The organism is Streptomyces sp. NPDC044003, assembly GCF_056435185.1.
In genome coordinates, this window is record NZ_JBWKFA010000008.1 from 365,791 (window position 1) to 384,801 (window position 19,011).

General features: G+C 71.3%; 14 protein-coding genes. 3 read left to right on the forward strand and 11 right to left on the reverse strand.

Annotated elements, in window-relative coordinates:
- The first annotated feature begins 121 nt into the window (after positions 1 to 121).
- Positions 122 to 1,675, forward strand: coding sequence for an MFS transporter (locus tag AC07AW_RS29850; RefSeq protein WP_478818548.1), 1,554 nt, complete (start codon positions 122 to 124; stop codon positions 1,673 to 1,675).
- A gap of 69 nt (positions 1,676 to 1,744) precedes the next feature.
- Here the strand turns inward: AC07AW_RS29850 and AC07AW_RS29855 are convergent, their stop codons facing one another.
- The 4 genes from AC07AW_RS29855 to AC07AW_RS29870 form a co-directional block, all read right to left on the reverse strand.
- On the reverse strand, positions 1,745 to 2,653 hold the full coding sequence (locus AC07AW_RS29855) for an ADP-ribosylglycohydrolase family protein (protein WP_478818549.1): 909 nt from the start codon (positions 2,651 to 2,653) through the stop codon (positions 1,745 to 1,747).
- A 12-nt stretch (positions 2,654 to 2,665) separates the two neighbouring features.
- Entirely contained in the window at positions 2,666 to 3,325 is a 660-nt protein-coding gene (locus AC07AW_RS29860; protein WP_478818550.1) for a histidine phosphatase family protein, read from the reverse strand.
- 83 nt (positions 3,326 to 3,408) lie between these two features.
- Positions 3,409 to 4,014, reverse strand: a complete 606-nt coding sequence (locus tag AC07AW_RS29865; RefSeq protein WP_478818551.1) for a YdbC family protein — start codon at positions 4,012 to 4,014, stop codon at positions 3,409 to 3,411.
- Positions 4,015 to 4,056: 42 nt separating this feature from the next.
- Entirely contained in the window at positions 4,057 to 4,929 is an 873-nt protein-coding gene (locus AC07AW_RS29870; protein WP_478818552.1) for an arylamine N-acetyltransferase family protein, read from the reverse strand.
- 99 nt (positions 4,930 to 5,028) lie between these two features.
- On the opposite strand from AC07AW_RS29870, the gene AC07AW_RS29875 reads away from it, so the two are divergent.
- The gene (locus AC07AW_RS29875) at positions 5,029 to 5,559 is read left to right on the forward strand and encodes a TerD family protein (protein WP_478818553.1); all 531 of its coding nucleotides are present in this window, start codon (positions 5,029 to 5,031) and stop codon (positions 5,557 to 5,559) included.
- 129 nt (positions 5,560 to 5,688) lie between these two features.
- Here the strand turns inward: AC07AW_RS29875 and AC07AW_RS29880 are convergent, their stop codons facing one another.
- Complete coding sequence (locus AC07AW_RS29880) at positions 5,689 to 8,583, reverse strand: vitamin B12-dependent ribonucleotide reductase (RefSeq protein WP_478818554.1); 2,895 nt, start codon at positions 8,581 to 8,583, stop codon at positions 5,689 to 5,691.
- Between the two features lie 172 nt (positions 8,584 to 8,755).
- Positions 8,756 to 9,265: a transcriptional regulator NrdR gene (gene nrdR, locus AC07AW_RS29885; RefSeq protein WP_030325324.1), complete on the reverse strand. Its 510-nt coding sequence runs from the start codon at positions 9,263 to 9,265 to the stop codon at positions 8,756 to 8,758.
- Positions 9,266 to 9,702: 437 nt separating this feature from the next.
- On the opposite strand from nrdR, the gene lexA reads away from it, so the two are divergent.
- Entirely contained in the window at positions 9,703 to 10,491 is a 789-nt protein-coding gene (lexA, locus tag AC07AW_RS29890) for a transcriptional repressor LexA (RefSeq protein WP_015036661.1), read from the forward strand.
- 92 nt (positions 10,492 to 10,583) lie between these two features.
- On the opposite strand, the gene AC07AW_RS29895 is transcribed toward lexA, so the two are convergent.
- From AC07AW_RS29895 to AC07AW_RS29915, 5 genes are all read right to left on the reverse strand, one after another.
- Complete coding sequence (locus AC07AW_RS29895; RefSeq protein ID WP_478818555.1) at positions 10,584 to 12,554, reverse strand: ATP-dependent DNA helicase; 1,971 nt, start codon at positions 12,552 to 12,554, stop codon at positions 10,584 to 10,586.
- 50 nt (positions 12,555 to 12,604) lie between these two features.
- Positions 12,605 to 14,449: an IucA/IucC family protein gene (locus AC07AW_RS29900; protein ID WP_478818556.1), complete on the reverse strand. Its 1,845-nt coding sequence runs from the start codon at positions 14,447 to 14,449 to the stop codon at positions 12,605 to 12,607.
- A gap of 61 nt (positions 14,450 to 14,510) precedes the next feature.
- Entirely contained in the window at positions 14,511 to 15,167 is a 657-nt protein-coding gene (locus AC07AW_RS29905; RefSeq protein WP_478818557.1) for a GNAT family N-acetyltransferase, read from the reverse strand.
- Between the two features lie 79 nt (positions 15,168 to 15,246).
- Positions 15,247 to 17,097, reverse strand: a complete 1,851-nt coding sequence (locus AC07AW_RS29910) for an IucA/IucC family protein (RefSeq protein ID WP_478818623.1) — start codon at positions 17,095 to 17,097, stop codon at positions 15,247 to 15,249.
- A 150-nt stretch (positions 17,098 to 17,247) separates the two neighbouring features.
- Complete coding sequence (locus AC07AW_RS29915) at positions 17,248 to 18,801, reverse strand: diaminobutyrate--2-oxoglutarate transaminase (protein ID WP_478818558.1); 1,554 nt, start codon at positions 18,799 to 18,801, stop codon at positions 17,248 to 17,250.
- Between the last annotated feature and the right edge of the window lie 210 nt (positions 18,802 to 19,011).

Here is a 19,011-nt window from a genome sequence, read left to right on the forward strand (position 1 = left end):
CGTTGACGCGATTCGATTCGTCGGCAGCGCCCAGTGAACGGTTGCGTTCACTGAGGGGGACTCACTACCGTGGCGAACAGTGAACGGGTGCGTTCACTAATTCTTCCGTGGGGGATCCATAGTGACAACTTCTCCGGTGGACACACAGACCAAGGACGAGCCGACTCGCGCCGCAGGTCGGCCGGGCATCGCCTTGACCGTCATCGCCGCCTGCCAGCTGATGGTCGTCCTCGACGCCACCATCGTGAACATCGCGCTGCCGCACATCCAGGACGCGCTCTCCTTCTCGACCACCGATCTGTCGTGGGTGCTCAGCGCCTACACGCTCACCTTCGGCGGCCTGCTGCTCCTCGGCGGCCGCGCCGGCGACATCCTGGGTCGCCGCCGGGTGTTCATGGCCGGAATCCTGCTCTTCACGTTCGCCTCGCTGCTCGGCGGCTTCGCCCAGGAGCCCTGGCAGCTGCTCGCCGCACGGGCCCTGCAGGGCGTCGGCGGCGCGATAGCCTCGCCCACGTCGCTCGCGCTGATCACCACGACGTTCCCCGAAGGACCGGAGCGCAACCGGGCGTTCGGCGTGTTCGCCGCGGTCTCCGCCGGTGGCGGTGCGATCGGCCTGCTCGCCGGCGGAGCGCTCACCGAGTGGCTCGACTGGCGCTGGGTCTTCTTCGTCAACGTGCCGATCGGCGTGCTGATCGCCTTCCTCACCCCGCGCTACATCGCCGAGTCCGAGCGCCACCCGGGCCGGTTCGACATCGCGGGCGCCACGACCTCGACGCTGGGCATGGCGGCGCTGGTCTACGGCTTCATCCGGGCGTCCGAGAAGGGCTGGAGGGACAGCCTGACCATCGGCTCCTTCGCCGCCGCGGTGATCCTCCTCGTGGCCTTCGCCGTGGTGGAGTCGCGTGCCAAGGAACCGATCACCCCGCTGCGCATGTTCGCGGACCGCAACCGCTCGGGCACGTACGTCATCATGCTCAGCCTGTCCGCCGCCATGTTCGGCATGTTCTTCTTCATCGTGCTGTGGGTGCAGAACGTCCTGGGCTACAGCCCGGTCCAGGCCGGACTCGCCTTCCTCCCCGTGACCCTGGCGATCGGCGTCGGCGCGGGGCTCGCCCAGCGCCTGCTCCCGGTCCTCGGCCCCAAGCCGTTCATGGTGACCGGAGCGACGCTCACCGGCGTCGGCCTCGCCTGGCTGACCTTCATCTCGTCGGACAGCGGTTACGTCGGCGGGGTGCTCGGCCCGATGGTCGTGTTCGGCTTCGGCATGGGCCTCAACTTCGTGACGCTCACGCTCACGGCCGTCTCCGGAGTCGCCCAGCACGAGGCGGGCGCCGCCTCGGGTCTGCTCAACGCGACCCAGCAGGTCGGCGGCTCGCTCGGCCTCTCCATCCTGGTCACCGTCTTCGGCACGGCGAGCCGCGAGGAGAGCGACAAGCAGCTGCCGGACTTCCTTGCGCACTCGACGCCCGCGCAGCAGGCCGAGGCGCTCAAGGCGAAGGAGCTGCCCGCTCCCTGGGGTCACGAGGTGCTGACCTCCGGCATCTCCTCGGCCTTCACGGCAGCCGTCGGCATGGTGCTGATCGCCCTGGTCACAGCCGTCCTGGTGATCCGGGTCCGCAAGAGCGACCTGGAGGCGCTGAGCGGCCGCGCCGAGGCCGCTGGTCCGATGGCCTGAGTACGCGCACGCGTACCTGATCGCGCCGATGTCCCCCGCCCCGTCGAGGGCGGGGGACATCGAACCGTGTCAGGCCGTCCCGTCCGGGACCCATCCCGGAAGGTCCTCGGTCTGCCGCAGCCACTCCTCCGGCGGCGCGCCGGCCGCCGTGGCGGCGACCACTCCCCCGGCGATGGCGCAGGTCGTGTCGACGTCGCCGCCGACCTGCGCGGTCGTCCAGAACACGCGCTCGAAGTCGCCGAGGCCGCGCGCGGCCGACCAGAGCGCGAAGGGGACCGTGTCGTGGGCGCTCGTCCGCCGTCCGCTGCCGAGCACCGCGGCGACCGTGCTCGCGTCGCCGTAGTCGAGCATGTCCCGGGCCCTGCGGAGGCCCGCGCCGACCGCGCTGCGCGGCACCAGGGCGATGACCCCGTCGAGCAGCGCCTCGGGCGTGGGCGGCCCGGCCGGGTCGGCGGCGATCGCGGCCGCGGCGGCGACGGCCATGGCCCCGACCACGGCCTCCCGGTGCTGGTGGGTGGTGTACGCGGAGATCTCGGCCTGGTGGGTCGCCTGCTCGGGGTCGTCGGCGTACCAGGCTCCCAGCGGCGCGATCCGCATCGCGGCGCCGTTGCCCCAGGATCCCTGCCCGTTGAAGAGTGCGGCGGCCAGTTCGCGCCAGTCGCCACCCTCCCGGATGAGCCGGAGCATCCGGTTGACCGCCGGGCCGTAACCCCGGTCGAAGTCGTGGTGCTCCGCGAAGGAGAGAGCCAGGGCGTCCTGGTCGATCCGGTGGTGGTGGGCGAGGACGGCCAGGACGGAGCAGGCCATCTCGGTGTCGTCGGTCCACTGCCAGGGGCCGGCGGGCAGCTCGCGCCGCTTCAGCAGGGGGTAGTGGGCGGGTACGAAGAACTGGGAGCCCAGGGCGTCTCCCACGGACAGCCCGCGCAGGCTGGCCAGGGCGCGGTCGAAGCGCCGGTCGGGTGAGGAGTCAGCGGTCATCGGTCTGCCACTCTATCCGGTGGGGCCGTACGGTTCCGGGGTACGCCAGCGTTCGAACGGCCTGTCCAGGCGGTACCGGCCGTCCTCCCCGAGCAGGAGCGTGCGGGTCTCGGCGTTGCCAGGATTCGACAGCGACTCGAACTCCGCGACCGTCCAGTGGAACCAGCGCATGCAGAACAGCCGCATGGTCAGCCCGTGGGTGACGAGCAGGACGTTGGGCGGGTGGTCGGGCGCCTCGAAGCTGCGGTACAGGCTCTCCAGGAAGGCGCCGACGCGGTCGTAGACGTCGGCACCGGACTCGCCCTGCGCGAAGCGGTAGAAGAAGTGCCCGTACGCGTCCCGGTACGCCTTCTGCAGACGTACGTCCTCCCGCTCCTGCCAGTTGCCCCAGTCCTGCTCCCGGAGCCTCGGCTCCTCACGCACCCGGACCTGCCGCGCGGGAAGCCGGAAGGCCCGGAGGGTCTCATGGGTACGGCGGTACGGCGAGACGTAGACACTGACCGGCTCCTCGCCGAAGAGCTCCCGCAGCCGCTCCCCCGTCTCCTCCGCCTGCCGCCACCCGGTCTCGGTCAGCTTCAGGGCGTGGTCGGGCTCGCGCTCGTACACCGTGTCATCGGCATTGCCCTCGGACTCTCCGTGCCGTACGAGAACGATGCGCCGCGGTCGTGCCATACCCCGACCCTAGATCGCCCCTCTCCGGCAGGCTCAGCCGACGTGGTGCCCGGAGCCCGTCCGGGGTACGTGCCCGGGGAGGCTCAGACCGTCCAGGACGGTTCGAGCTGTACGACGTCCCCGTTCAGCGCCGCCACGTCGGCCGCGGTACGGGCCCGCAGCCCGAGCCGCTCAATGCGCTCGACCCGGTATTTTCCGTGCTCGGCGGCGGACTGCCACAGGGAGAGCACCAGGAACTCGCTGCCGGGGGCCTCGCCGAACAGGCCCCGCAGCATGCCGGGAGAACCGGCCATGGCCGGGTTCCACACCTTCTCCTGCATGAGCGCGAAGTGCTCGGCCCGGTCCTCGTGGACCCGGCAGTGCGCCACCCGCGCCACGTCGGCGTCGGCGAACCGCGGCTCGAACCCCGTCTTCACGTCGAAGCGGTGGTCGAAGAGCTTGACCTGGATGTCCTTGAACGTGCCCACCTGGGCGGCCGCCAGCCGATCGTGCGACCGCGCCATGAACGAGTCGTAGAAGGCCCGGCTCTCCCAGAACGCGAAGATGTGGGCGACGTCCGGGCGACCCCGGCTCCACCCGCCGCCCTGTCCCCGGAATCCCGGCTCACCGAGCAGCCCCGCCCATTTCCGCTGTCCCCGCTCGAACCCTCGACGGTCCACCACGGTGCAGCGAATCCACTTGACCAGCACCGCGCCATCGTACGGGGCCGGAGAGCGCCCCGGCAGACCCCGTCAGCGTCCTGCCGTGTGCACGCGTTCCAGACCGGCGCGCTCCTCGTCGTCCAGTTCGATCCCGAACTCGGCCTCCAGCGTGGCCGCCAACTCGGCAACGTCCACGGTCCGTTCCTCCGCGGATCCGTCCGTACGCACCGTGGAGAGGAGCTCGCGCACCAGGGCCCTGCGCACGTCCGCGCCGGGCCGCTGGGCCACGACCTGGCCGAGGAAACGTGACTGTGGATGGCTGGAGCTGTAGTGATTCATGACGGTGAAGTCGCCGGGGTAGAGGGTCTGCGGCGAGAAGGCGTACAGATCGGTCCACCCCTCCGGACGCAGCGAACGCAGCACCTGGATGCCCTCGTCCTCGACGCCGATCCCGAAGGTCCAGCCGCCCTGCTCCACGCGCGCGCCGTCGCGCAGCGGCACGGGCTCCAGCGGCCCCTGCCAGCCGAACCCGACGTCGGCGAGCCACTGTTCGCCCTCGACCGTGACCACGAGGAGCGCGTGGGTGACCGGCGGGAGCGCCGCACCCCGCGAGCGGTTGCGGGCGCCGCGGCCGGCCACCTGGAAGCCGATCCGTTCGAGGACCGCCGCGAAGAGGGAGTTCTGCTCGTAGCAGTAGCCGCCCCGGCGCCGCTCGACGAGCTTGTCCTGAAGGCTCTTCAGGTCCAGGGGAACGCTCCTCCCGAGGGCGACGTCGAGATTCTCGAACGGAATGGCCGAAACGTGCGCCCGGTGAAGGGCCGTCAAGGTCCGCACATCGGCGGCGAGTTCCCCGTGCCGTCCGATGTCGTATCCGATTCGAGCCAGATATGCGTCGAGATCCAGCTCGTCACCGCTCCACAAACCGCTCTCCCCCTCAAGCGCCGGGTCCTCTGTCGTAGGCACATGACACCATGAGTAATCGGCCCACGACCACGGGCTTTTGAACGGGTCGACGGTACGAGCGAGGCGTGCGCGGGGGCGCACGCGGAGAGGGGAAGCACCATGAGCGGACTCAACAAGGGGGTCGCACGCGTCGAGGTCACGCTCAAGTGGGACCCCGCGCCGGCCGGCGCTCCGGCGCACGACCTGGACCTGGTCGCCGGGGTCTTCCCCACAGGCGACCCGTACGGCGCGCCGGCCCACCTGGTGCACTTCGGCAGCCGCTCCCCGGACGGCACGATCACGCTCCACCGCGACAGTCGTACGGGCCAGGGATTCGGCTACGACGAGGCCATGACCCTGGAGCTCGACCGGCTGGACGCGCGGTACGCGCGCGTGGTGGTGGGCGTCGCCATACAGCAGGGCGGCGGGCGGCTGACCTTCGGCGACATAGCGAGCACGGGCATACGAGTCCGCGAGGGCTACACGGACCTGCTGACCCACGACTTCGCGGACGTCCCCGGGGCCCTCTCGGCGACGGTCGTCGAGTTCACCCGCGACGGCGCGGACGGCTGGTCGTACCGCTCGATCAGCCGCGGCTTCGACGCCGACCCGCAGACCTTCGGCGCACTCCTGGGCTCCGCGGCGTCCTGAAACCCACCGCCCCGCCGCCGTCCCCATGCGAAAAGGGGCGCCGACCGGTGGTCGGCGCCCCTTCACGGGCGATCGGACGGGCGATCCGGTGCGCTCAGCGGCTTCCGCCGCTCAGCGCACCGGCCGGCGTCAGCTGCAGCCGCTGGTCGAGCCGCAGCCCTCGCAGATGTAGCAGGAGCCGGCCCGCTGCATCTTGGTGCCGCAGGAGAAGCAGAGCGGGGCGTCGGCGCTGATGCCGAGCTGCATCTCGACGAGCTCCGCGGAGGTGTGGGCCTGCTTCGGAGCCGGGACCTCGGCCTTCGGGGCCGGGGCCGCGACGGCCTTCAGCTCCTGGGCGCGGGGCGCGGACTGGGCGAGCGCCTCGACGTCGACGTCCTCGTCCTCGGGCTGCTCGTACGAGCCGGTGTCCAGGTGACGCTGGCGCTCCTCAGCCGAGTGGATGCCGAGGGCGGACCGGGTCTCGAAGGGCAGGAAGTCCAGCGCCAGGCGGCGGAAGATGTAGTCGACGATCGACTGCGCCATCCGCACGTCCGGGTCGTCCGTCATGCCGGCCGGCTCGAAGCGCATGTTGGTGAACTTCGAGACGTAGGTCTCGAGCGGAACGCCGTACTGCAGGCCGACGGAGACGGCGATGGAGAAGGCGTCCATCATGCCGGCGAGGGTGGAGCCCTGCTTCGACATCTTCAGGAAGACCTCGCCGAGACCGTCGTCCGGGTAGGAGTTGGCGGTCATGTAGCCCTCGGCGCCACCGACGGTGAAGGAGGTGGTGATCCCCGGGCGGCCCTTGGGCAGACGCTTGCGGACCGGGCGGTACTCGACGACCTTCTCGACGGCCTCGCGGATCGTCGCCTCGGACTTCGCGGTGACCTCGACCTTCTCCTCCTCCTTCTTCTTGGCGGAGAGGGGCTGGCCGACCTTGCAGTTGTCGCGGTAGATCGCGAGCGCCTTGACGCCCATCTTCCAGGCCTCGAAGTAGACCTCCTCGACGTCCTCGACCGTGGCCGTCTCCGGCAGGTTCACGGTCTTGGAGAGGGCGCCGGAGATCCACGGCTGGATGGCGGCCATCATGCGGACGTGGCCCATCGCGGAGATGGAGCGCTCGCCCATGGCGCAGTCGAAGACCTCGTAGTGCTCGGTCTTCAGGCCGGGGGCGTCGATCACATTGCCGTGCTCGGCGATGTGGGCGACGATCGCCTCGATCTGCTCCTCCTGGTAGCCCAGGCGGCGCAGGGCCTGCGGGACGGTGCCGTTGACGATCTGCATCGAGCCGCCGCCGACGAGCTTCTTGAACTTGACCAGGGCGAGGTCGGGCTCGAGGCCGGTGGTGTCGCAGGACATCGCGAGACCGATGGTGCCCGTGGGGGCGATGACGGACGCCTGGGCGTTACGGAAGCCGTTCTTGGCGCCGAGGCGGATCACGTCCTGCCAGGCCTCGGTGGCGGCGGCCCAGATCGGCGAGTCCAGGTCGTCCATGCGGACGGCCTTGGTGTTCTCGTCGGCGTGCTGCTGCATGACGCGCTGGTGCGGCTCGGCGTTGAGGGCGTAGCCGTCGTAGGCGCCGACGACCGCGGCGAGCTCGGCGGAGCGCTTGTACGAGGTGCCGGTCATCAGGGAGGTGATGGCGCCGGCGAGGGCGCGGCCGCCGTCGGAGTCGTACGCGTGGCCGGTCGCCATCAGCAGGGCGCCGAGGTTGGCGTAGCCGATGCCGAGCTGGCGGTAGGCGCGGGTGTTCTCACCGATCTTCTGGGTGGGGAAGTCGGCGAAGCAGATGGAGATGTCCATCGCGGTGATGACGAGCTCGACGACCTTGGCGAAGCGCTCGACGTCGAAGGACTGGCTGCCCTTGCCGTCGTCCTTGAGGAACTTCATCAGGTTCAGCGAGGCGAGGTTGCAGGACGTGTTGTCCAGGTGCATGTACTCGCTGCACGGGTTCGAGCCGTTGATGCGGCCGGACTCGGGGCAGGTGTGCCAGTGGTTGATCGTGTCGTCGTACTGGATGCCCGGGTCGGCACAGGCCCACGCGGCCTCGGCCATCTTGCGGAAGAGCGCCTTGGCGTCGACCTCCTCGATGACCTCGCCGGTCATGCGCGAGGTGAGGCCGAACTTCCCGCCGGACTCGACGGCCTTCATGAACGTGTCGTTCACGCGGACCGAGTTGTTGGCGTTCTGGTACTGGACGGACGTGATGTCGTCGCCGCCCAGGTCCATGTCGAAGCCCGCGTCACGGAGGGCGCGGATCTTCTCCTCCTCCTTGACCTTGGTCTCGATGAAGTCCTCGATGTCGGGGTGGTCGACGTCGAGGATGACCATCTTGGCCGCGCGACGGGTGGCGCCGCCCGACTTGATCGTTCCTGCGGAGGCGTCGGCGCCGCGCATGAAGGAGACCGGACCGGAGGCGTTGCCGCCGGAAGAGAGCAGCTCCTTGGAGGAGCGGATGCGGGAGAGGTTCAGGCCGGCGCCGGAGCCGCCCTTGAAGATCATGCCCTCTTCCTTGTACCAGTCGAGGATGGACTCCATGGAGTCGTCGACGGACAGGATGAAGCAGGCGGAGACCTGCTGGGGCTGCGGCGTGCCGACGTTGAACCAGACCGGCGAGTTGAAGCTGAAGATCTGGTGCAGGAGGGCGTAGGCCAGCTCGTGCTCGAAGATCTCGGCGTCGGCGGGCGAGGCGAAGTAGCCGTGCTCCTCGCCGGCCTTCGTGTACGTCTTCACGATCCGGTCGATGAGCTGCTTGAGACCGGTCTCGCGCTGCGGAGTGCCGACGGCACCGCGGAAGTACTTGCTGGTGACGATGTTGACCGCGTTCACCGACCAGAAGTCGGGGAACTCGACGCCACGCTGCTCGAAGTTGATCGAGCCGTCGCGCCAGTTGGTCATGACGACGTCACGGCGCTCCCAGGCCACCTCGTCGTACGGATGCACGCCGGGGGTGGTGTGGATGCGCTCGATACGCAGGCCCTTGCTCGCCGACTTGGCTCCCTTGGTGCGGGAACCACGTGCCGGGCCGCTCGCCGTCTCTGTCATGCCGCCTCCCATATACGGGCAAAACACACTTTGGCACCCAGATAGTCCCAGGGCACCGTCTTCTGTACGTCGTTCTGTACTGCTGCCGCAGGGACCACAGGGGTCGCCCAGGGCACGTCTGCCGGCCGCACGGCGGCCGGTCGCCGGGTCGTCGAACGGCCCGGTCCGCCGATCAGTCGGCGGCGGTGGCGGGAACGGGGACCTCAGGGGTCGCACCGGTCCCGCGGTTCTCAGCGGGAGGCCGCACGCGGAGTTCCGCAATGGCGGCCTCGAAGTCTTCGAGGCTGTCGAAAGCCTTGTACACGGACGCGAAGCGCAGGTACGCGACGAGGTCGAGCTCCTGCAAGGGGCCGAGGATGGCCAGGCCCACGTCGTGGGTGGTCAGCTCGGCGCTGCCGGTGGCGCGCACCGCCTCCTCGACCCGCTGGCCGAGCTTGGCGAGGGCGTCCTCGGTGACCGGTCGCCCCTGGCACGCCTTGCGGACGCCGGAGATGACCTTGGTACGGCTGAAGGGCTCGGTGACGCCGGAGCGCTTCACCACCATGAGCGAGCACGTCTCCACCGTCGTGAAACGACGGGAGCAGTCGGGGCACTGGCGGCGGCGTCGGATCGACGTCCCGTCGTCGGTGGTGCGACTGTCGACGACACGGCTGTCGGGGTGCCTGCAGAAGGGGCAGTGCATTGGTTCCGACCCTCCTCACGGCACGACTGACGAGCCTCACCGGCCCGTCAAGGCCCTGCGAAGCGACCACCAGCATAGGCGATACGGGCACCCCCGGCAGACCGGGGACCACTACCCCTGGGTGGCCGATGCCATCCAACCACTAGATCTTGGGTTGGGGGCACTAACGGCCCCTCCGCGTGTCGCGACCCGGGCGCTCCCGGGAATCCACGGCTTCGGGTGCGACACTGGGACGGTGCACCGGTCGCTCGCGACCCAGCGGCGAAGGCTACCGTAACGACCGATTTGGGACGGCGGAGCGAGCGGGCTCATACACCCCCGCACATACACGCGTAAGGCAATCTGCGAATTTTCACTCGAACGTGTGTTTGGCGCAACCTTTCGAAAGCCACTACCGTTGTGCCAGCCAGGGAGACCATTCGAGAGGGGCCGACGACGTGACCACCACCGCAGACAGTGCCACCATCACCGCCCAGGACCGCTCCCAGGGCCGACTCGAGCCGGTGCACGCCATGAATGACGCAAGCATGAACGGCGAGGAGCCCGGGCGACCCGCCCGCGCCCTCCCCGGGCGACCTCCAGGCATCCGCGCCGACAGCTCCGGACTCACCGACCGGCAGCGCAGGGTCATCGAAGTCATCCGCGACTCGGTCCAGCGGCGCGGCTACCCGCCGTCGATGCGGGAGATCGGACAGGCGGTCGGCCTGTCCAGCACCTCCTCGGTCGCGCACCAGCTCATGGCGCTCGAGCGCAAGGGCTTCCTCCGGCGCGACCCGCACCGGCCCCGGGCGTACGAGGTCCGCGGCTCCGACCAGCCGAGCACCCAGCCCACGGACACCACCGGCAAGCCCGCCGCGTCGTACGTCCCGCTGGTCGGCCGGATCGCGGCCGGTGGCCCGATCCTGGCCGAGGAGTCCGTCGAGGACGTCTTCCCCCTCCCCCGCCAGCTGGTCGGCGACGGCGAGCTGTTCGTCCTGAAGGTCGTCGGCGACTCGATGATCGAGGCCGCCATCTGTGACGGCGACTGGGTCACCGTCCGCCGTCAGCCCGTCGCGGAGAACGGCGACATCGTCGCCGCGATGCTCGACGGCGAGGCCACCGTCAAGCGCTTCAAGCGCGAGGACGGCCACGTCTGGCTGCTCCCGCACAACGCGGCGTACCAGCCCATCCCCGGCGACGAGGCCACCATCCTCGGCAAGGTCGTGGCGGTGCTGCGGCGGGTGTGACATCCCCGCCGGCTCTGACCGGGCCCCGGGACCCACTGCGCCGGTCCCGGGGCCCTGCCGTGTCCGGACCCCGCTAGACCGCAGCCTTGGAGCTAGACCGCCGCCTTGGAGGCGGCGTCGATGGCCGCGAGCGACTTCCGCACCTGGTTGCGGTCCGTCGTGTACCAGAAATCGGGCAGCGAGGCCTTCAGATAGCTGCCGTAGCGGGCAGTGGCCAGCCGGGGATCGAGGACCGCGACGACACCCCGGTCACCGGTGGCACGCACCAGCCGGCCCGCGCCCTGAGCCATCAGCAGGGCCGCGTGGGTCGCCGCGACCGCCATGAAGCCGTTCCCGCCGGCCTCCTCGACGGCCTTCTGCCGCGCGCTCATCAGCGGGTCGTCCGGGCGCGGGAACGGGATCTTGTCCATGACGACCAGCTGACAGCTGGACCCCGGGACGTCCACGCCCTGCCACAGGGACAGCGTGCCGAAGAGACAGGTCTTCGGATCGGCCGCGAAGTTCTTGATCAGCTCACCCAGCGTGTCCTCGCCCTGGAGCAGGATCGGCAGCTCCGGGATCCGGCTCCGCAGCTCCTCCGCCGCCTGCTGGGCGGCACGCATGGAGGAGAAGAGACCGAGGGTCCGCCCGCCGGCGGCCTGCATCAGCTCGGTGAGCTCGTCGAGCATGTCGCCCCGCTGCCCGTCGCGCGCGGGCTTCGAGAGGTGCTTGGCGACGTACAGGATGCCCTGCTTCGGATAGTCGAACGGGGAGCCGACGTCGATGCCCTTCCAGACGGGCAGGTCGTCGCCCGTGGTGCCCTCGGGGGCCAGTCCGAGCGAGGCCCCGACGCCGTTGAAGTCGCCGCCGAGCTTGAGCGTGGCCGAGGCGAGCACCACGGACCGCTCCGTGAAGAGCTTCTCCCGCAGCAGGCCCGAGACGGTCAGCGGCGCGACCCGCAGCGATGCCCCGAACCGGTCGTGACGCTCGTACCAGACGACGTCGTACTCGGAGCCGTGGGTGATCCGCTCCGCCACGCCGTGCACGGTCTCCACGGAGGCCATGGCCTGCTTGCGCACCGCGTCCTCGTCCTGCACGGCCCGGTCCCGGGTGTTCCCCAGGGCCGTGATCACGGCGCGGGCCGCGTCCCGCAGCGCCATCAACGCGTACGCGAGGTCCTCCGGGATCTCCTCCAGACGGCCCGGCAGCGCCAGCTCCATGACCCGCTCGAAGCCCTCCGCGGCGGTCTGCAGCTGGTCGGCCGTCTTCTCGTCCACGAGCTTCGCGGCACGGCGCACGGCGCGGTTGACCTGGCCCGGCGTGAGCTCCCCGGTCGCGACGCCGGTGACCCGGGAGACCAGCTCGTGGGCCTCGTCGACGATCAGCACCTCGTGCTGCGGGAGCACCGGGGCGCCCTCGATGGCGTCGATGGCGAGGAGGGCGTGGTTGGTGACGACGACGTCCGCGAGCTTGGCGCGCTCGCGTGCCGCCTCGGCAAAGCACTCCGGCCCGTACGCGCACTTGCTCGCGCCGAGGCATTCCCGGGAGGAGACGGAGACCTGGGCCCAGGCCTTGTCGGAGACGCCCGGCGTCAGGTCGTCCCGGTCGCCGGTCTCCGTCTCGTCCGACCAGTCCCGGAGCCGCAGCAGGTCCTGGCCCAGCTTGCTCGTGGGCGCGGCCGCCTCGAAGGGGTCGAAGAGGCCGTCCTCCTCGTCCTGCGGGACGCCTTCGTGGAGCCGGTGCAGACAGAGGTAGTTCGACCGGCCCTTGAGCATGGCGAACTGCGGCCGGCGGCGCAGCTGCGGATGCAGCGCGTCGACCGTCCGGGGAAGGTCGCGCTCGACGAGCTGGCGCTGGAGCGCCAGGGTGGCCGTGGCCACCACCACCCGCTCGCCCTGGGCGAGTGCCGGCACGAGGTAGCCGAGCGACTTGCCCGTGCCGGTGCCGGCCTGGACGAGGAGGTGGGAGTTGTCGTCGATGGCCTCGGCCACGGCCTCGGCCATGGCGACCTGGCCGGGCCGCTCCGTGCCGCCGACGGCGGAGACGGCGGCGTGGAGGAGGTCGGGGAGGGATGGCTTCGTCATAGCCCTTCCACCCTACGGGGCGGCACTGACAGCCGGGGCACGCGTGCGCCTCACGCGAGCGGGTTGGGGACGGTGCCGTGGACGGCCGCGTGCGGGCGCTCGGGCCGGTCCCGGTAGCCGTCCAGGTGCAGACGGTTGCGGTTGAGACAGAGCCGCTCGATGCGCGGGGTCAGGAGGTCGAAGAGCTCGAACCGTTCCTTCAGCTCGGGGAAGCGCGCCTGGTGCCGCAGGATCTCCGCTCGGACCAGGCCCCAGAAGTCCTCCTCGGGCACGCCGAGTTGTTCCTCGCAGAGCGGCGCCAGGTAGCGGAAGACGCCGACGAAGAGCCCCGAATGGATGAATTGGATCAGGAATTCGGGTTCCTCGGTGAGGAGGACGGCGCGGACGTCGTCGGGGAGCGTGTCGTGCTCGGGCAGCGGCTGTGCGCTGATGTTGACGTCGTCGACGAAGTCCTTGATCGCGAGGCGGACGGGGACGTCCTCGCCGTCGTAGACGACGATCGCGTTCTCTCCGTGCGGGGAGAAGACCGTGCCGTAGCGGTAGAGGAAGTGCAGCAGCGGTGGCAGCAGGGCGGCGAAGAGGCGCTGGAGCCAGACGGCGGGAGCGAGCCCGGAGCGCTCGACGAGCTCGGCGGCGAAGGCCCGGCCCTCCGGGTCGGTGTGCAGGAGGGAGGCCAGGGTGCGGGCCCGCTCGCCCGGGGGCAGCCGCAGGGGCTCGCGCCAGATCGCGCCGAGGAGTTCCTTGTACTGGTACGGGACTTCGGGCAGCCGGTCGTACAGCGGATGCTCGACGGTGACGGAGGCGACCTCGCCGAGGAGGATCACTCCGCACTCGTCCCGCAGGAACGGGTCGGCTTCGCGCAGGCCGTGGACCCAGGCGGTCACGGCGGGCGCGGCGAGGGTCCGCTCGGTGGGCAGTCCGCGCCAGACGAGGGTGTTGAGCACCGACAGGGGCAGTTTGACGGTGTGCCGGTCGGGGCGGCTGGTGTTGAGGAAGGTACGGACGGACTGCTGCGGCAGGCGGAGGTCGCCGTCCGCGGGGAGCGGGACGACGGTGCCGGCGGCGATGGCCGGGGCGTAGAGCGGCAGCAGGATCTCGTCCCACTGCCAGGGGTGGACGGGCAGCAGGAGGTAGCCGTCGGGTTCGTGGCCGCGGGCGGTCAGCGCGGCGCGGAAGGCGGCGTGCACCTCGGGGTCGAGTTCCCGGGCGTAGAGCCGGTCGGGGGTGTCGAGGCCGGAGACGCCGCGGTAGGCGGCGAGGCGGTTGCTGACGGCGATCCACGGCAGTCGCGTCGCGCGGCGGGCCTCGGGGGCCCAGTGGGCGGCGTCGGTGGCGGAGAAGCCGATGCGGCCTTTGTTGAGGACGAGCCAGGGGTGGCCGGTCTGGTGGCCTTCGAGTTCCGCGTAGGAGAGTTCGGCGAGCCGGTCGGCGGTGAGGGCCGTGTGGTCGAGGCGGGTGTCGGCGGCAAGGGTGGCGGAGAGCTCGCGGATCAGATGGCCGAGGGTGGCGCCGTCGAGCCGGAGCAGGCGGCGGGCGCGGACCAGGAAGTCGAAGGGGTCGGTGAGGGGCCGGCCCTCGTGGGTGACGGAGTCGGCGGTGACGTGCCAGCTGCCGTAGGCGCCGCGGCGGGCACGGAAGGTGAGCGTGGTGCCGTCGTCGAGGCGCAGTGCGTGGCGGTCGGGTTCGCCGTCGTCCATGGGCACGGGTTCGAGGATCTCCTCGTAGGAGAACTCGGAGAGGGCCTTGGCGAGGAGGCGGGAGCAGGCCCGGGTCCAGGCGGCGGCGTTCAGCTCGGGGGGCGCGAGCAGCTCGGGAGCCGGGACGGGTCCGTCGGTGGGAGCCGGGGCTGCCGGGCTGGGTGGTGCGGAGTCGTGGGGTGCAGGGGACGTCGACACGAGGACTCCTCGGAGTGGGAACCGCTGTGGGTCGAGCGGTGTATGTAAGGCAGAGGGGTGTTCACAGAACGTGACGAAGGGCCCGGTCACGGATCATGAGCGCGGCTCTTTTGTCGGGGAGGTCTACTTCCGCCGCGTAGCGGAAGCCGCCGCCGAGGAAGGCGGAGACGGAGGGGGTGTTGCGGATGTCGGGTTCGGCGACGACGCGGGTGCAGCGGGGACGGTGATCGAGGACCAGATCGGCGACGGCGCGGAGCAGTGTGGTGCCGACGCCGCGGCCCCGGTCGGTGACGCCTCCGATCAGCAGGTGGATACCCGTGTCGTGGGGAAGCGCCGGGTAGTACCGGGCGAGCGGGTCGAGATCGGCGCGGTAGATCTCGAAGTAGCTCATGGGCGTGCCGTCGAGGACGCCGAGGCAGGGGACGCTCCGGCCGTCGCCCTCGAGTTGGGCGCGGATGTGCTCGGCGGTCACGGTGTCGGGTCCGGCCAGTTCCCAGAAGGCGGCGACGGCGGGGTCGTTCATCCATCGGGTGAGGAGTGGCAGATCGCGTTCGAGTCGCACGGGTACGAGCCGGAAGGTGCCCACGGGGGTCTCGGCGTGGTTCCAGGCGGCGACGGAGTCCAGCAGATCGCCGTCGAGGAGGGCGACGAGGTCGTCGACCCTCAGGTCCAGGGTGTCCTCCCCCGGTGGGTCGACCGGTGGGCGGCTGGGTGACACGGTGTCGCTCTCCTCTCGGCGGTGTGGTCGGGGTCTCGGCGGTGTGGTCGGGGCGGGCGTGGGGCGCCGCCGAGGTGGTTCAGCTACGGAGGGGGTTGGTGACGGTGACGTACACGGACTGGGTGTCGACGGGCCCGACGAGCTCGTCCAGGCCGTGGAGGCGGGTGAGGAGGTTGGCCTTGCTGCGCAGGGTCGCGGCTTCCAGGAGCCGGTGCGGCAGGGGTGAGCCGAGGCTGGTGGCGGAGATGAGGAAGCTGCGGAAGGCGGCGAGCAGGACGCGTTCGTCGGCGAGGTGCTGGGCGCCGAAGGCGCCGATCAGACCGAGGACGTTGTTGATGCCGAGGTAGTAGGCGAAGCGCTCGTCGGTGACCTGGTCGGAGACGAAGGTGTCGCTGTCGGCGCCGATGCCGGGGAGGCGGCTCTCCAGTTCGCCCCGGTGGGACTCGCGGAAGTAGTAGCCCTGGTTGTCGCGGTAGCGGCCGCCGACCGGCCAGCCGTCCGGGTCCAGGATCACCAGGGTGTTCTGCTGGTGGGCCTCCAGGGCGATGCCGGCGTGACCGTCGAGCCAGAGGACGGGGCGGACGACCTGGTCGAGGTAGCGGAGGAACCACTCGGCGGCGACGGCGGTCGTGGGGCGGCCGGTGCGGGCGGAGAGCCGTCCGATGACGTCGGCGAGCCGGGAGCGCATGGTGGTGGCTCCGGGCCATGGGCGGGGCGCCGTGAGGGCGGCGATGCAGACGGCGTCGTCGCCGGGGCCGAAGGGGTTGTGGCGGATCATGACGTCGAGGCCGGGGACAGGGGTGCCGTCGGGGGCGTCGACGGCGAGCCAGGCGGGGTCGCGGACGATGTCGAAGGCCGGGTGGGCGGCCTGCCATTCGTCGACGAGACCGGTGCGGAGCAGCCGGTGGACCTCGACGCCGCGGTGGAGTTCCTTGCGGAGGTTCTCTCGGCGGGAGTTGGTGATGCGCAGGCCGAGGGAGAGCTTGAGCATGGCCCGCGCGCCAGGGCGGTGCACGGTACGGACGGAGGAGGTGGGGTGCCAGGGGCTGCCGTGGAGGCCGAGGTCGTGGAGGAGGCCGGCGTCGAGGAGGGACCGGACGTCGGGGCGGTGCAGGAGTTCGCGGGCCTGCCAGGGGTGCAGGGGCAGAGGTGCGGTGCCGGTGGGGAGGGTGAGTCCTTCGGCGAGGCCGGAGGCGAGTTGTTCGGCGGTGACGGGCCGGCCCTGTTCGGTCCAGGCGGAGTCGGTGGCCAGGAGGGTGCGGTCGGCGGCGATCCAGTGGAGGGGGAAGGAGCCGTGGAGTTCGGGTGAGTAGAGCCGGGCTTCGGCCTCGGAGAGTCCTTCGCGGCTCTTGGGGGTGGGGTGGAGCGGGTGGCCGAGCAGCAGGGACTGTTCGGCGGCGAGGAAGAGGTCGGCGTCCGGGTGCGGCGCGGGGCGGCGGCGGCGCTCGGTGAGGAAGTCGGCGGTGCGGCGGGCGGAGTCGGCGACGCGGCCGACGAGGTCGGTGCCCTCGGAGCGGCCGGTCTCGCGGCTCAGCAGGGCGGCCACCGTGACGGCGTCGGCGGCCGGCGCCGAGGCCGGGAGTCCTTCGAGGGCGGGAGCGCCGAAGCGGTGCCAGCCGGTGGGCGACCAGTAGCGGACGGGGACGAGGAGGGCGGTGCCGCTGGCGTCGAGGGGGATGCGCAGGGTGGTGGATCCGGGGGCCGGGAGGTTCTTCTCCCGGACCCAGCAGCGGAGGAGGTTCTCGACCGCCGCGGCGTCGGCGGCGCGCTGCGGGTCGGGGTCGTCCAGCGGGTCGGGGCTGCCGGCCGGGCGAAGGCTCGGCGGCTCGTACGGTCCGGTGTGCTGGCGCGGGACGGTGAGTTCATCGGAGCCGAAGGAATCCGCGCCGAGCTCCTCGGACCTGAAGGTGTCCGGGAGGAGACCCTGCATGCTCCGGCGCTCGGGGTGGAGGGGGACGGAGTGAGGGGGCTCCGGGAGGAGGGGGGTGGTGGTGCGGGGTGGTTCGGTGATGGAGGTCGGGGTGGTGGGGGTGGCGTTCACGGGGGCTTCCTTGGGGTGGGGGGCCGGGGCGGTCCGGGGTCAGCGGGACGGGCCGGAGGCGTTCCGGGGGGCCGTGGCCCGGGGGGAGGCGGGCGGGTGGGGGGTGTGGGCCCGTTCGGCCGCGGCGAGGGCGTCGGCGAAGCGGTCCAGGACGGCGTCGGCCTGCTCGTCGGTGAGGGTGAGCGGGGGCAGGAGCCGGACCACCGCCGAATGGCGGCCGCCGAGTTCGACGATGAGTCCCCGGGCGAGGCACTCCTGCTGGACGGCGAGGGCCAGGGCGGGGGCGGGCGGCGGGACGGGGTCGTCCGGGCCGGCCGCTTCGGGATCGACGAGTTCGACGCCGATCATCAGGCCTCGGCCGCGGACGTCGCCGACGCTGGGGTGTGCGGCGGCGAGGCCCTGGAGGCGGCCGAGGATACGGGCGCCGAGGGTGCCGGCCCGTTCGGCGAGCTTGTTCTCGCGGACGTACGCGAGGGTGGCCGCGCCGGCGGCCATGGCGAGCTGGTTGCCGCGGAAGGTGCCGGCGTGGGCGCCGGGTTCCCAGGCGTCGAGCTCCGACCGGTAGACGATGACCGCGAGCGGGAGGGAGCCGCCGATGGCCTTGGAGAGGACCATCACGTCGGGCACGACGCCGCTGTGTTCGACGGCCCAGAAGGTGCCGGTGCGGCCGACCCCGGTCTGGACCTCGTCGACGATCAGCGGGACGGAGCGGTCGGCGGTGACCCGGCGCATCCGGCGCATCCAGTCGTCGGGGGCGGGGATGACCCCGCCCTCGCCCTGGACGGCCTCGACGATCATTCCGGCGGGGGTGGTGACGCCGCTCTTGGGGTCGTCGAGGAGGTTCTCGGTCCAGCGGGCGGCGAGTTCGGCGCCGCGCTCTCCGCCGACGCCGAAGGGGCAGCGGTACTCCTGCGGGTAGGGCAGCCGGGTCACACGGACGTCGGTCGCGCCTCCGGAGGCGTCGAGGGCTCCGGCGGTCATGCCGTGGTAGGCGCCGGTGAAGGCGAGGAGCCCGCTCCGGCCGGTGGCCGTCCGGACGAGTTTGAGGGCCGCCTCGACCGCGTCGGTGCCCGCCGGTCCGCAGAACTGGATGCGGGCGTCGTCGGCGAGTTCGCCGGGGAGGGTGGCGAACAGCTCGGAGGTGAAGGCGTCCTTGACGGGGGTGGCGAGGTCGAGGACGTGGAGGGGCGCCCCGGAGTCGAGGACCTTCCTGATGGCTTCCAGGACCACGGGGTGGTTGTGGCCGAGGGCCAGTGTCCCGGCGCCGGACAGACAGTCCAGGTAGCGGCGACCGTCGGCGCCCTCGATGGTCAGTCCCCGGGCCCGTACGGGGACGATCGGCAGGGAGCGGGCATAGGTGCGGGCGGCGGACTCGCGCTGGGACTGGCGGCGCAGGATGCCCTCGTACTCGCCCCCTCGGACCGTCCGATCCGTCCGGTTCCTCTGGTCCGTCCGGTCCCTCTGCTCCCTCTGGTCCGACTGGCCCCTCTGCTCCCTCTGGTCCGACTGGTCCCTCCGGTCCGGCTGGTCCGTCGGCCGGGTCTGGGTGCTCGCGGCCGGTGGGACGGCCGGAGCTGATTCGGTCACGGCCACGGCTGGGTGTCCTCCCGCTGTAACAGTTGCGTTGCACATCGGGGCGTCGTGAAGCCGCCGCAAGGGCCGCCTTGAACGCCACCGTTGTGTCCCCCGTACGTACCAACGACGGGAACTGCCGGGGATCACGGGCCGGGAGGCAGGAACTTGGCGTGTCCCGGATCACGGCACGGCAACGGCCGAACGGTGCCCGGAACCGTGGACGGGCCG

Coding starts and splice junctions, on each gene's coding strand:
- AC07AW_RS29855 (WP_478818549.1), bottom strand. CDS start 2,653: ATGACCGCTGACTCCTCACCCGACCGGCGCTTCGACCGCGCCCTGGCC.
- AC07AW_RS29910 (WP_478818623.1), bottom strand. CDS start 17,097: ATGCAGGGTCTCCTCCCGGACACCTTCAGGTCCGAGGAGCTCGGCGCG.
- nrdR (WP_030325324.1), bottom strand. CDS start 9,265: ATGCACTGCCCCTTCTGCAGGCACCCCGACAGCCGTGTCGTCGACAGT.
- AC07AW_RS29875 (WP_478818553.1), top strand. CDS start 5,029: ATGAGCGGACTCAACAAGGGGGTCGCACGCGTCGAGGTCACGCTCAAG.
- AC07AW_RS29895 (WP_478818555.1), bottom strand. CDS start 12,554: ATGACGAAGCCATCCCTCCCCGACCTCCTCCACGCCGCCGTCTCCGCC.
- AC07AW_RS29860 (WP_478818550.1), bottom strand. CDS start 3,325: ATGGCACGACCGCGGCGCATCGTTCTCGTACGGCACGGAGAGTCCGAG.
- AC07AW_RS29880 (WP_478818554.1), bottom strand. CDS start 8,583: ATGACAGAGACGGCGAGCGGCCCGGCACGTGGTTCCCGCACCAAGGGA.